Annotated in this window: 13 protein-coding genes; 8 read left to right on the top strand and 5 right to left on the bottom strand. The window is 44.6% G+C overall.

Going from position 1 to position 12,711, the window contains the following annotated elements:
• The first annotated feature begins 5 nt into the window (after positions 1-5).
• Both CHH48_RS16215 and CHH48_RS16210 read left to right on the top strand, forming a co-directional pair.
• A complete protein-coding gene (locus CHH48_RS16215) occupies positions 6-788 on the top strand; it encodes a MurR/RpiR family transcriptional regulator (protein WP_095220357.1) in 783 nt (260 codons plus the stop codon).
• 21 nt (positions 789-809) lie between these two features.
• A complete protein-coding gene (locus CHH48_RS16210; RefSeq protein WP_095220356.1) occupies positions 810-1,133 on the top strand; it encodes a nucleoside triphosphate pyrophosphohydrolase in 324 nt (107 codons plus the stop codon).
• Positions 1,134-1,185: 52 nt separating this feature from the next.
• Here the strand turns inward: CHH48_RS16210 and CHH48_RS16205 are convergent, their stop codons facing one another.
• The 4 genes from CHH48_RS16205 to CHH48_RS16190 form a co-directional block, all read right to left on the bottom strand.
• Complete coding sequence (locus CHH48_RS16205) at positions 1,186-2,088, bottom strand: NAD(P)/FAD-dependent oxidoreductase (RefSeq protein WP_342747560.1); 903 nt, start codon at positions 2,086-2,088, stop codon at positions 1,186-1,188.
• Between the two features lie 68 nt (positions 2,089-2,156).
• Positions 2,157-2,597 carry an Rrf2 family transcriptional regulator gene (locus CHH48_RS16200; protein ID WP_095220354.1) on the bottom strand — a complete coding sequence of 147 codons (441 nt, stop codon included), beginning with the start codon at positions 2,595-2,597 and terminating at the stop codon, positions 2,157-2,159.
• Between the two features lie 75 nt (positions 2,598-2,672).
• A complete protein-coding gene (locus CHH48_RS16195; RefSeq protein WP_095220353.1) occupies positions 2,673-3,155 on the bottom strand; it encodes a DinB family protein in 483 nt (160 codons plus the stop codon).
• Between the two features lie 58 nt (positions 3,156-3,213).
• The gene (locus tag CHH48_RS16190; RefSeq protein ID WP_095220352.1) at positions 3,214-4,137 is read right to left on the bottom strand and encodes a LysR family transcriptional regulator; all 924 of its coding nucleotides are present in this window, start codon (positions 4,135-4,137) and stop codon (positions 3,214-3,216) included.
• Positions 4,138-4,263: 126 nt separating this feature from the next.
• Between CHH48_RS16190 and CHH48_RS16185 the strand changes: the two genes are divergently transcribed.
• Positions 4,264-6,270 (top strand): YhgE/Pip domain-containing protein, encoded by a 2,007-nt coding sequence (locus tag CHH48_RS16185; protein ID WP_095220351.1) that lies wholly within the window; start codon positions 4,264-4,266, stop codon positions 6,268-6,270.
• Between the two features lie 97 nt (positions 6,271-6,367).
• Positions 6,368-7,000 (top strand): pentapeptide repeat-containing protein, encoded by a 633-nt coding sequence (locus tag CHH48_RS16180; protein ID WP_095220350.1) that lies wholly within the window; start codon positions 6,368-6,370, stop codon positions 6,998-7,000.
• 25 nt (positions 7,001-7,025) lie between these two features.
• Here CHH48_RS16180 and CHH48_RS16175 read toward each other — a convergent pair whose 3' ends face one another.
• Positions 7,026-8,825: an L-lactate permease gene (locus tag CHH48_RS16175; protein ID WP_095220349.1), complete on the bottom strand. Its 1,800-nt coding sequence runs from the start codon at positions 8,823-8,825 to the stop codon at positions 7,026-7,028.
• A gap of 154 nt (positions 8,826-8,979) precedes the next feature.
• On the opposite strand from CHH48_RS16175, the gene CHH48_RS16170 reads away from it, so the two are divergent.
• The 4 genes from CHH48_RS16170 to CHH48_RS16155 all read left to right on the top strand — a co-directional run bounded on the left by CHH48_RS16170 (position 8,980) and on the right by CHH48_RS16155 (position 12,682).
• Positions 8,980-9,690 carry a FadR/GntR family transcriptional regulator gene (locus CHH48_RS16170; RefSeq protein WP_095220348.1) on the top strand — a complete coding sequence of 237 codons (711 nt, stop codon included), beginning with the start codon at positions 8,980-8,982 and terminating at the stop codon, positions 9,688-9,690.
• 126 nt (positions 9,691-9,816) lie between these two features.
• Positions 9,817-10,533 carry a (Fe-S)-binding protein gene (locus tag CHH48_RS16165; RefSeq protein ID WP_095220347.1) on the top strand — a complete coding sequence of 239 codons (717 nt, stop codon included), beginning with the start codon at positions 9,817-9,819 and terminating at the stop codon, positions 10,531-10,533.
• Positions 10,534-10,547: 14 nt separating this feature from the next.
• A complete protein-coding gene (locus CHH48_RS16160; RefSeq protein WP_095220346.1) occupies positions 10,548-11,978 on the top strand; it encodes a LutB/LldF family L-lactate oxidation iron-sulfur protein in 1,431 nt (476 codons plus the stop codon).
• Positions 11,975-12,682 (top strand): LutC/YkgG family protein, encoded by a 708-nt coding sequence (locus tag CHH48_RS16155; protein ID WP_095220345.1) that lies wholly within the window; start codon positions 11,975-11,977, stop codon positions 12,680-12,682. Before CHH48_RS16160 ends, CHH48_RS16155 begins: the two co-directional genes overlap by 4 nt.
• Positions 12,683-12,711 lie beyond the last annotated feature (29 nt).

The raw sequence follows: 12,711 nt of genomic DNA, 5'->3' as shown, positions 1-12,711 counted from the left end.
TCGTCATGAATGAGACCTTTTTGACGCGGGTCAGCCAGCATACAGAGAAGATGAGTGAGGCGGAGCTATATTTAATCCGTTATATAAGGGAAAATCTCAATACAATTCCTAAGATATCCATCGTACGGTTAAGTGAAGATGCAAATGTTTCCACGGCTACCATTGTCCGTACAATGAAAAAACTTGGTTATAACGGGTTTACCGATTTTAAGATTCGGCTGAAGGATGAGAATGATCAGAATCCAAACTTTTCAATCATTGAACAAGTGGATGAAGAAATAAAAGATGCCATCTTAAAGAATGAACAAGAGGTGATGCGAACAATCGAAATGCTGAATAGCGGTTTAATAGAAGATACCGTACAAAAAATCCGTCATAGCAAGCGAGTCATATTATTTGCACGAGGTTTTTCGGAGCTGATCGCAAAGGAAATGGAAGTGAAACTGCAGCTGCTGAATAAATATGCGGAACTGCATGATGATCCAAATATCATCCGCACGAAAAGTAAGAGGCTGGAAGAAGGAGATCTAGTCATTTTTGTTTCTCTAAATGGGTATACCGAAGAACTAGTGGATGCGGCAAAAAGCTGCCAGCAAAATGATACAAGTATGATTGCTTTGACTTGTAACAAAAACAGTCCACTCGCGTCGTTAGCTGAATTAACGCTAACTGGCTACAAGTCAGAAACATCTTATTTCCCGGATTATGAGGTTAGGTCGAGACTTCCGCTTCAGGTGATTTCCAGAATACTGTTAGATGCTTATGCCATTCGCGCAGGAAAGTCCTAATATACGGAAGGGAAGATAAGTATGCCAACTTACAACAAGCTTGTGCGTGATCATATTCCAGCCATTATTCAGCAAGCAGGGAAAGTACCTAAGACTAAAGTTCTTGATAAAGATAGATATGTAGAAGAATTGAGGCTTAAACTGTTAGAGGAAGCTAACGAAATTTTGAAAGCAGAGGAACATAATGAAGTTGTAGAAGAAGCGGCTGATTTATTGGAGGTGCTGCACGCTCTCCTTGATGCAAAGGATATATCATTAGAAGATATCGAATACGCGCGTAAGCAAAAGAAAGAAGAGCGCGGCGAATTTGAAGAGAAAATCTTTTTGATAGAAGTTAGTAAATAGTCCTTTCACAGCAACCAAGTAAGTAAAAGCCCTCGAACTGGAGGGCTTAAGATTATTGAAATGCTTCCATGGTTAAATCACTATTTACGCCGGCAGCTGCTCGGCTTCCGTGTGCTGCTGCAATAATTAGTTGAGATGGACCGTTGTTAGATGCTTCTCCAGCTGCATACACGCCTTCAACAGTAGTCCTGCCAAAATCGTCGACAAGGATGCCGCCATTTTGCGTGCTATCGCAACCAAGAGAAGAGATGAAGGAGTGGGATTGTTCCAGTTCAGTTGTAACGATTCCACCTGATCGTTCTATTTTGGTTCCATCTGCAAAAGTAACTTGTTCCAATTGGCCATCATTACCATGCAACTGTTTGATCCTTTCTTCTATGATGCGTATTCCATGCTTTTTAAGCAGCTGTGCTTCTGCTTCTTCGATTACAGAATGTCCATTGGTGCAGACAATCAAATCCTTGCTCCACTGAGAAAGTGTTTTCGCCATATGGACGGCGTATTTATTTTCGGAAAGCACAATTAAAGGCTTGTCTCTTAATTCCCAGCCATCGCAATAAGGGCAGCTGAAGAGACTTTTGCCGTAATAGCCATGGATATCGGGGACATCTGGTAAGGTTTCCTTCAGACCTGTTGCGAGGATGACTTTTTTAGTCGTATGAATATCGCCATTCCTAGCCATTAATTGAAAGGTAGTATCGCTTAGTCTTTTGATTTCCGCGATTTCTGCATCCTCTATTGCAATGGATGGATACTTTTTCAAATCTTCGTGCGCAAATTCTCGAAACTTAGAAGGAGATATCCCATCTCTCGTAATAAAACCATGCGATTCCTGTGTTACTGCATTTCTTGGTTTTCCATTGTCAAAGAGTACGATATTTCTCCGGGCTCTTCCTAATACAAGTGCTGCATTCAAGCCAGCAGGTCCACCGCCGATAATAGCGCAATCCAACATAATTAATTCCTCCTTTTTATTTTAAAGATATTAAAGACTATTTATATCTACAATTGGTGTAAAAAAAATCAACCTGCTTCAGATTTAAGATAATCCGAAACGCGTTGGTCGATTTTTTTAAGTACTTGTGCAATCGTTTGGGAATGCAAGTGGTCTTCCATCTTTTTCTCAGCTTCGTTCATGGTTTGCTGAATGAAGCAATTTTCATTGTCGTGTACATGGTTATCCAAGCTGCAGTGGAATAACGGATTCAATCCTTCCACTGCTTGCACAACATCCAGAAAAGTAATGTCCTCAACGCCCTTTATCAATCTATAGCCGCCTTTTACACCGGGGGCAGAAACAATCAGCCCAGCTTTGACGAGAGTCGTTAAAACTTTTGAAAGGTAGGTAGGAGACACCTTCTGTATTTCGGCCAAAGGTTTAACACCGATTGCTTTTCCCGAAGGCAGTAAACCTAGATATGCAATTGTATGGAGGGCATAGTTAGTTGCTTTGGAATATTTCAATGTCTCACCCTCTTTATTGTAGATTCGATGAGTCTATAATATCTTTAAATGAACAGGTAGTCAACAATAAGACAGCTATTTCGTTTGTGCTGCTTGGTTTTTTAATGCTTTTTTAATAGAAATAATTGCCTGTAGATGCATCCCTTCATGGAATATCGTCCTGATTAGAACCTGCTCGATTGTCTGCATTCCCATATCGATTGCGGGATATTCTTCATCAAGACGGTCGCGATACATCTCACTAATCTGATCGGGCTGTGCTTCCAGGAAGGTTATTAGATCAGTATATGCGGGAGTCTTCTCAGTAAAATCAGCAGGGGTAGTACCAAATCCAAACCATTCCTTAAATCCATCTGGAATTGGTGGTTCTTCTTTAGATAATGCTTGGATCCATAAATATTGATCCAGAAAAACATGCCCCAAATTCCATCTGACATTATTCCGAAAACCATGCGGAATAATGTCTGTCTCTTCTTGGGTGAAGCTTTTAGCTACTTGCAAAAGTTCTGTACGATAAGTTTTCAGTTGTCCGAGCAATATCTCCTGACGTTTCTTCACAGTCAGTCATCCCTCCTTTTTTCTACAGTTCTGCGTTAATCTCCTAAAAACCTCTTCCTTATGTTTCGCTGCTTCGGAGAGCTGCTGTTTTGCGCAATTCTTCTTCTAAGACTGTAAAGTAATCAGACAAGAAATCCTGGAATTTCTCTGCTATTGGGCTAAGATATCTTCTGGTGGACCAAGCCAAGCCGATTGTACGTTCACTGATAGGATCCTGCAGTCGAATAACAGGTAAGTGGGCGGTTTTATTTCCAATTAATGAAACGGACGGGATGAAAGCTATACCTAGGCCCTTGTTTACCAGTTCTCCAATGACACCGGGTTCGTCTCCTTCAAAGGCAATATGAGGCTGGAAACCGGCTAGCTTACAATAATTGTCCGTTAAATTTCGGATGCCATAGCCTTCATTCATGCTGACAAAGGCTTCATCACGAAGCTCATGTAGGGAGATATAGCTTTTTGTTTCAAGCCAGTGACCGGGAGGAGCAATCAACAGTATCTCTTCAGTCATGAGCGGCTGCCACTTGATATCCTCAGCTTGAATCGGAACGGAGGAGATGCAGAAATCGAGCTCACCGCTGCGCAGCTTCTCTGTCATTAAAGGCACGGACTGTACGTATTGCTTGAAGTGGACCTGAGACTCTTCCTTTAGGAACCCGCTGATTAGATCAGGTAATACACGTGGGATCGTAACGGAAAGCCGAATTGTATGATCAGCTTTCTGATTTGTTTCATTCAGTTCCCGTCGTGCTTCTTGCAGCTCATGAAGGGCAGCATCAACGCGTCGGAGAAATATCTTGCCGTTCTCATTCAATTTAATTTGTCGGTTGTATCGCTCGAATAGCTTTACTCCTAAGTCTTCCTCCAAGCGGCTGATTGCTTTACTGAGTGAGGGCTGTGCGATGTTCAATGCTTCTGCAGCATGTGTCATGTGCTCTAGTTCGGCAACTTTTATAAAATAGTGCAGCTGTAGTAATTCCACGTTCATCCTTCTTTCGGATAGTCTAAAAGCTATTATTTATAATGATATATATATTATACATTATGCATCAGAGCCGTTATGCTATTTAGATGCTCAATATTTCACAAAGTAAAGGTGAGGGAAATTATGAAAGGATTAAAATTAGGCTTTTTTGATATAAAGCGGATGTTTCAGCATAAGCATGGGCGAATCGCACTTATTTTCTTGTTGATTATTCCAGTCATTTACGCTTCGCTGTTCCTCGGCGGTTACTGGGATCCATATGGTCATATCGAAGATTTACCAGTGGCAGTGGTTAACCAGGATGATGGAGCCAGCATGGATGGGGAAGAGATGCATGCAGGTGATGATTTTATTAAAGAATTGAAGAAAAGCAAGGCGCTGGACTTCGATTTCGTTTCAGACCAGAAGGCAGAAGATGGACTGGATGATGGCAAGTATTATATGAAAGTGACCATCCCGAAAGACTTTTCTAAAAAAGTGACAACCTTGATGGATGACAAACCCGAACAAGCGGAGCTTACGTATGAAGTCAACCCAGGGAAAAACTTTGTAGCTGCACAGATCAGTTCTTCTGCGATGGAAGAAATGAAAACAAAATTGGCTAGCAGCATTACGAAATCGTATGCTGACAGTGTGTTCACAAGCTTCCATGAAGTAGCAGACGGATTACAGGATGCCGGTGATGGAGCAGGTGATCTCAATAAAGGGATTACAGATGAGCAGAGCGGTATGAAAGATCTGCAAAATGGTATCGGTGATGTGAAAACTGGTGCGTCCGACTTAGCAGACGGCGCTGACCAGTTGGCAGGTGCTGAAGGCAAACTTTCTGATGGCATCGGCAGTCTGCATACAGGTGCATCTGATTTGGCGAGCGGTTTAGGTCAATTGGATGAAGGAGCATCCTCCTTACAGACGAATACAGATAAGGTAGCAGATGGCTTGGCTGATTGGAAAGCTCAAAGTGATAAACTTTCGGATAGCCAGGACTCGTTCACGTCTGGATCTGAAGACTTGAGCAAACTGGTTGCATCATATATGAAAGAACATCCAGAGCTTAAAGACGATAAGACATTCCAGCAAATAGCAGCTGCATCTGATCAGCTGGCGGACGCATCTGCTAAATTAGCAGACGGTCAGCAGCAGCTCGGTGAAGGTGCGGATAAGCTGGCTGGAAGCGAGCAGAAGTTAGCAGATGGTATGGACACTTTCAACGAGAAACTAGGTTCAGCTGTCAGCGGAGCAGATAAATTAGCCAGCGGCGCAACAGATTTGAATAATGGCTTTAATGATTATACGGAAGGCTTCGGATCCTTGCAGAGTGGTGCAACGCAGCTGGCTTCTGGTACAAATGAACTGTCAGATGGAGCAGCACAGCTTGACGACGGTATGAGTAAGCTGTCCGATGGCTCAAGTGAGCTTGCGACCAGCCTGCAGGATGCGGCTGACAAAACAAGTAACATTCAGTCTAGTGATGCACTGACTACTATGTTCGCTGATCCGGTTAAGCTGACTGAAAAACAACTGTCAGATGTACCGAACTATGGCGTCGGCATTGCGCCGTACTTCTTGTCACTTGCTTTGTTTGTTGGTGGTTTGATGGCAGCCAACATCCTACCGCTTGGCAGAAGACAGGATATGCAAGTATCCGGTACGGTACAGTTCTTCAGTAAATTAACATTGGTATACGTTGTGGCAATTGTGCAAGCAGTTATACTCGATCTAATCTTCTTGTTCGGATTCCAAGTTGATGTGAAGAGTATTCCATTGTTCTTCTTGTCCAGTATCATCGTGTCTATGACGGTCATGACGATCATTCTTACGCTCGTGACGTTATTCGGAAACCTAGGGAAACTGCTGGCCATTGTGCTGTTAGTCGTTCAGCTGGCAACCTGTGGCGGAACCTTCCCGAGTGAGTTGTCTGTGTCTGCATTGGCATCTGTTGGGCAATACTTGCCGATGGCACATTCCTTGCATAGCTTGCAGGAAGCGATCACGCTCGGTAATTGGTCGGTGCTAGGTAATCAGCTTGTGGATCTGTTGATTTATCTAGTTGTTGTCGGTGTTATCGGATGGATTGTATCTAATCTGCAGCACAGACCGAAAAAAGAGAATGAGCTGGAAGCAGCTTGATGGAGAGCTCGCCTTTAAGGCGGGCTCTTTTCTATTGACACCGTATGATAGACTGTAAACAGCAAATGGAAAGAATCCAAAGTAAAGGATAGAGATCATGCAGATTGATAAACCGAAATTAGCGATGGAATTGCCTGAGAAAAGGATGCACGATATCTTCTTTGAGGAAGAACCTGAATTGGAAATGTGTCAGGTACAGCAAGCGGATTTTGCGAATGAGTCAGTCGACCGTCTGCGATTGTCGAAAGTAATAATTCGCAATAGTCGTTTCAATAACACAGACTTCACCGGAATGGATTTGCTGGATGTACGGTTCGAGAATTGTGATTTTTCGAATGTGAAGATGAGCAAGTCTTCGATTCATCGAGTGGAATTCCAAGGCTGTAAGATGCTTGGAGCTGATATGACCGAGTCTAGTCTTGGTAATGTCTCATTCCGTGATTCATTAGTGAATCTTGTATCATTCGGCCAATCAAAGATGGAGAAAGTAATATTTTCCTCCTGTGGACTGCAAGGGGCGGACTTCTATGCTAATCGGATGAAAAAAGTAGAATTCACTGATTGTGATTTGAATGAAGCGAACTTTGAACAGACAGCTCTCAAAGGAATCGATCTGAGTACAAGTAGTTTTCAGCAGTTGACTGTATCTATTGAAAATCTGAAAGGCTGCATCGTTTCTCCTAATCAGGCAATCCAATTAGCGTCATTGATAGGACTTGTAGTTAAGTGAAAAGCTTCCCGGCTGGGAAGCTTTTTTAATTTGCGGGCTGCAGCGCACTTTTAGCGGTGATCAAACGCAGTATATAAAGCATTACGATGACTGCGTACAGGAAAAGCCAGATGTTCAGAATGCCATGGATAAGAGCCATACCAAGGAATCCAGCTGCCAGTACGTAATAAGACATCGGCAATAATGCTTTTCTGATGAGTGAACCTTCTTTACCTACCAATCCTACAGTTGCGGAAGCGGCAACGATGTTATGAACACAAATCATATTACCAGCCGCTCCGCCGACTGCCTGCAAGGCTACAACAGTTCCAGCCTGATGTACATCGAGACCAATATTTCCGGCAGCTCCAAATTGGAACAGGGAAAACATCATATTGCTGAATGTGTTACTGCCTGCTATAAAGGCTCCTAATGCTCCAACTGTAGGTGCAACGATCGGCCACAAACTTCCAGTGACCATAGCCACAGACTCAGCAAGGATGAGCGGCATATTTTGCCCGGTAAGAGCTTCTGTAGCAGCATTCACCTTGTCGGCGGCTAGTGAGGTGTTAAGGAAAATTTTGATCATCGGTACAGCAAACAGCAGAGCAATACCAGCGCTGACAGCTGTTTTAAAAGAATCCTTCCAGGCATTTTTATATTCATCTAACTTCATGCGATGTAAGAAGAAGGTGATCGCGGAGACAACGATGAATAGGAACCCAGGCAAATAAAGCGGAGTTGAGGTAGTAGTTATCCCTGAGCCGAAAGTGTCTGTAAATACAATCTTCCACGATTCAAGTAGCTGCTTGAACGGATCATAGGAACGGGATAATACAAGTATTCCCGCGACCAAAATATAAGGAAGCCATGACATCCACATCGGAATGGTGCGTACAGGTTTCTCCTCTGTTGCTATTTGATTGAGTTTACCTATCCATTCTTCTTCCCATTGATTTTGTTCTGGGAAATCGAAGACTTTATCTTTTGGCATAAACCATTTTTGGCGTGCAGCCGGTATAACAATCAGCAAAGCTATGAGCGCGCCAAGTAAAGAAGGGAATTCAGGTCCGAGCAGAATCCCGATCAAGTAATACGGGATGGTGAAGGCAAATCCGGCAAATAAAGCGAACTTCCATGCTCGCAAACCTTCCAAAAAGGATTTGTTAGGACCGAAGAAACGTGTAAGCGTGGCAGAGACGAAAAGTGGGATGATGGATCCGACTATAGCGTGGACGAGTACCACATCCGATGTTATATAAAGCAAGTATTCAAAATAGCTCATATCAGTTTGTTGTAAACTGGATAGTACAGATTGCTGGTCAGTCAGTCCTGTATTGACCCCGATAAGAATCGGCGTTCCAACAGCACCGAAGGAAACTGGAGTACTTTGGATAATCAAGGATACAAGAACAGCTGCCATAGCAGGGAATCCAACAGCAACAAGAAGTGGGGCAGCAATGGCAGCAGCTGTACCGTACCCAGCGGCACCTTCAATAAAGCATCCAAACAACCATGCAATTAGAATTGCTTGGATGCGCCTGTCAGGTGAAATAGTCATAAAGCCGCGACGAATGGTGTGGATTGCACCGGACTTCTTCACCGTGTTTAGTAGCAGAACAGCCCCAAATACAATGAATATAACTTCAAGCGCTGTAATTAAGCCGTTAAAAGCAGCGCCTGCCACCACATTTGTTCTCGTCCCCCAAACGAAAACAGCAATCAATGCTGTTACGACAAGTGCAATCGGCATCGCCCTGCTGGCTGGCCAGTTTAAGATAACTAGAAATAATAAAATCGTCATGATTGGCACTAAAGCGATTAAAGATAATACAAGTAAACTCATCGTCCTTTCATCCCCTCTTTAGGTAAGCGTTTTCAATTTGAAAGCAAAAATAAGGTCATCTGATGACCTGTTTACATTATAAAGTGGGCTTTTTTGAAAATGCAATGAAATTTTGGAAAATTTCCGTTTATAATGAGGGGGAGGTGAGAACCCAATGAAATACAAACAAATCAAACCCAAGAAGATATATGAACAAGTGGCAGATGAGCTGCTTTCGATGATACGGGAAGGTAAGCTGAAGCCGGGAGAAAAACTGTCCAGCGTCACACAGTTGGCTGAGAACTTTCAAGTCGGGCGTTCCGCAATAAGGGAAGCACTGGCAACCCTGCGGGCAATGGGCTTGGTGGAAATGAAACAGGGCGAAGGTACCTACGTGAAAGCGTTTGAACCAGAAGAAATCGTTTACCCCCTTCAGCATGCCTTGCTTATGAGCGAAGAGGATCGGACTGAATTAATGGAAGTTCGTCACATACTGGAAACAGGTATTGCAGCTTCTGCTGCATTGAATCGCTCAGATGAAGATCTAGTGCAGATGGAACAAGCGCTAGCGGAGATGAAAGAATTCGCAGGTGATCCCGAAAAGGGAGAAAAAGCAGATCTTGCTTTTCATATGACAATTGCGCATGCAGCCCAAAATAAACTGCTTCTGCGTCTCATGCATCATGTATCGGATTTAACAGGGGAATCCATGCGCGAAACAAGGCAGATCTGCTTATTTGGTGAAAATGCAGCTCCGGAGGAACTGAATAAGCAGCATGAAGCCATTCTGGATGCAATTCGTACGAAACAGCCAGAGCAGGCAAGGCTTGCCATGGTTGCACACTTGGAATATGTAGAAGGAGTACTGCGTAATTATATGGAATAGGACGAGCCGCCGACTAAGGTCGGCTTTTTCTGTATATGCAGGAGTTGGAAAATGTAAGCGGTTGTAGTATGATGAAAGCAGACAATTAAACAGGTCATCTGATGACCTTACCTATGGGGTGACGGGATGAGGGTTACATTATTTGCGACGTGTATTGTGGATATGTTCCAGTCCGATGTGGGGATAGCCACAGTCGAAGTGCTGGAAAGACTCGGCTGTGAGATTGTGTTTCCATCGGGGCAGGTATGCTGCGGACAGCCGGCATATAATTCCGGGTATGTAGAAGATGCCAAGAAGGCAATGAAGAAGATGATTGCGACGTTTGAGGATGCCGAGGTTATCGTCACACCGTCAGGATCCTGTGCCACGATGTTCAAGGATTATCAGCATGTGTTCCAGGATGACCCTGAGTGGCGTCCGCGTGCAGAACGGCTGGCGGATAAGACGTATGAGCTGACGGAGTTTATTGTGGATGTACTAGGAATAGAAGATGTTGGGGCGAAGCTGGAAGGAATTGCGACATATCATCCTTCTTGCCATATGACACGTCTTCTTGGTGTGAAGGATGCACCAATGAAGCTGCTGTCGCATGTAGAAGGCCTCGAAATGCAACCGCTTCCGAACGCGCAGAATTGCTGTGGATTTGGCGGAACCTTTTCCGTGAAGATGGGTAATATCTCAGAACAGATGGTTGATGAAAAAGTAGACTCGGTAACCGAAACAAAAGCTAGCTATCTGATTGGAGCGGACGGTGGCTGTCTGATGAATATCGGGGGGAGAATGCAGCGCCGCGGCAAGCCAGTCAAAGTGATGCATATCGCTGAAGTACTAAACAGTCGGTAAGGGGGAAAAGCAGCATGGCGATGAAGATAGGGAATGAAAAGTTCAAGGATAATGTGAACAAGCAGATGGAAGACACGTTCATGCGCGGTGCAGTTGCCGGAGCTCAGGAACGCCTGCGGACAAGAAGACTGGATGCGGCTGAAGAACTTGGCAACTGGGAAGAATGGCGGTCTCATGGGGAAGAGATTCGTCAGCATACACTGGATCATCTCGATTACTATTTACAGGAGCTTTCTGAAAACCTGCAAAAACGCGGCGGGCATGTATTTTTTGCTGCTACTGCAGAGGAAGCGAATGACTATGTGAAGAGTATAGTGAAGGAAAAACGAGCCAAAAAGATTTTGAAAGCCAAATCAATGGTCACAGAAGAAATTGGCTTAAATAGTGTACTGGAACAAGAAGGCTGTGACGTCATTGAAACCGACCTTGGCGAATACATTCTGCAGCTGGACGACCATGATCCGCCTTCGCATATCGTGACACCTGCGCTTCATAAAAACAAAGAGCAGATCAAGGATGTTTTTACCGAGAAGCTGGACTACAAGCTTACCTCCAAACCGGAAGAACTAGCACTCCATGCTAGGGAGAAACTGCGCCAGGAATTCCTGCAAGCAGATATCGGTATCACAGGATGTAATTTTGCCATTGCGGAATCTGGTTCTGTCGGCCTGGTCACTAATGAAGGAAATGCTGGGATGGTGTCTGATTTACCTGATACGCAGATTTGCGTCATGGGGATGGAGCGAATCGTACCTACATTTGAGGAGTTCGAAGTACTGGTCGGCCTGCTGACGAGAAGTGCAGTCGGTCAAAAACTAACGAGTTATATTACGGCATTGACTGGTCCGCGAACAGCAGAAGAGGTTGATGGTCCATCCGAGTTTCATCTTGTCATCGTAGATAACGGACGTTCGGGTATTCTCGGAACCGAATTCCAATCGGTACTCCAATGCATTCGCTGTGCAGCATGTATCAACGTTTGTCCGGTATACCGCCATATTGGCGGCCATTCCTATAACTCCATTTATCCAGGGCCAATCGGGGCGGTCCTTACACCTCTGTTAGGAGGATACGATGATTTCAAGGAGCTACCATATGCATCCACACTCTGTGCTGCCTGTACGGATGCTTGCCCAGTAAAAATTCCATTGCATCAGCTGCTGCATCGTCATCGACAAGTGATCGTTGAGCGGGAAGGGCGTGCGCCGATTTCTGAGAGGATGGCTATGAAAGCATTCGGAATTGGAGCTTCCTCCAACCCGCTGTACGCAGCTGGATCGAAAATGGCGAGCTCTGTCATGAAGCCTTTTACAAAGGATGAAACCATTTCGAAGGGACCAGGTCCGCTGAAGGCATGGACCGAAATTCGTGATTTTCCTGCTCCGAACAAAGAACGATTTCGTGATTGGTTTAAGCAGCACGAAAAGGAGAATGGCAAGGCATGATACAGAACCGGGAAAGATTCCTTGCAAATGTCGCCAGTCGCCTCAGCCGTACGGAAGTACTATCAGAAAGACCCTCGCGAAACTGGAACTATCGCCCGCAAGATAAGACACTGACTGATAAAACCCAGGATGAGCTTGTAGATATACTCCGGGACCAATGCCGACTTATCCATACGGAGCTGATTGAGACTGATTCGCGTGGTCTACCGGAAGTGCTGGCCGAAACTGTGGATACTTATGGCGGCGGACCGCTAGCCATTTGGCAGGATCCCCGGTACGAAGCATTCGGTTTACGTGAACAGCTTGAGATGTGGCCGAAGCAAGGAGTAGATGTACATGAATGGGATCCTTCCATTGGCCATGACAACATCGGAATTGTGGAAAAGGCCAATATCGGTATAACATTCAGCGATATCACTCTTGCTGAATCAGGGACAGTCGTACTCTTCTCAGGTGAGGGGAAAGGCCGTACTGTCAGCCTGCTGCCACATAAATACATCGCACTAATACCGAAAAGCACCATCGTCCCCCGCATGACCCAGGCAGCTCAGCATATCTCGAACCAAGTACAGAAAGGGAAAGCTATTGCATCCTGTATTAACTTCATTACAGGGCCGAGTAACTCTGCAGATATCGAGATGAACTTGGTTGTAGGGGTCCATGGACCTGTGAAAGCGGCTTATATCGTTATTGAAGATAGATAAAAAAGACACAGTTAAGATAAGCTGTGTCT

The organism is Terribacillus saccharophilus (assembly GCF_002272075.1).
GTDB classification, from domain to species: domain Bacteria; phylum Bacillota; class Bacilli; order Bacillales; family Amphibacillaceae; genus Terribacillus; species Terribacillus saccharophilus_A.
Note: the sequence above shows the minus strand (reverse complement) of the source record. Positions and strands in the feature narration are given on the sequence as shown.

Coding starts and splice junctions, on each gene's coding strand:
- CHH48_RS16215 (WP_095220357.1), top strand. CDS start 6: ATGAATGAGACCTTTTTGACGCGGGTCAGCCAGCATACAGAGAAGATG.
- CHH48_RS16205 (WP_342747560.1), bottom strand. CDS start 2,088: ATGTTGGATTGCGCTATTATCGGCGGTGGACCTGCTGGCTTGAATGCA.
- CHH48_RS16155 (WP_095220345.1), top strand. CDS start 11,975: ATGATACAGAACCGGGAAAGATTCCTTGCAAATGTCGCCAGTCGCCTC.
- CHH48_RS16180 (WP_095220350.1), top strand. CDS start 6,368: ATGCAGATTGATAAACCGAAATTAGCGATGGAATTGCCTGAGAAAAGG.
- CHH48_RS16210 (WP_095220356.1), top strand. CDS start 810: ATGCCAACTTACAACAAGCTTGTGCGTGATCATATTCCAGCCATTATT.
- CHH48_RS16160 (WP_095220346.1), top strand. CDS start 10,548: ATGGCGATGAAGATAGGGAATGAAAAGTTCAAGGATAATGTGAACAAG.
- CHH48_RS16165 (WP_095220347.1), top strand. CDS start 9,817: ATGAGGGTTACATTATTTGCGACGTGTATTGTGGATATGTTCCAGTCC.
- CHH48_RS16185 (WP_095220351.1), top strand. CDS start 4,264: ATGAAAGGATTAAAATTAGGCTTTTTTGATATAAAGCGGATGTTTCAG.
- CHH48_RS16175 (WP_095220349.1), bottom strand. CDS start 8,825: ATGAGTTTACTTGTATTATCTTTAATCGCTTTAGTGCCAATCATGACG.
- CHH48_RS16170 (WP_095220348.1), top strand. CDS start 8,980: ATGAAATACAAACAAATCAAACCCAAGAAGATATATGAACAAGTGGCA.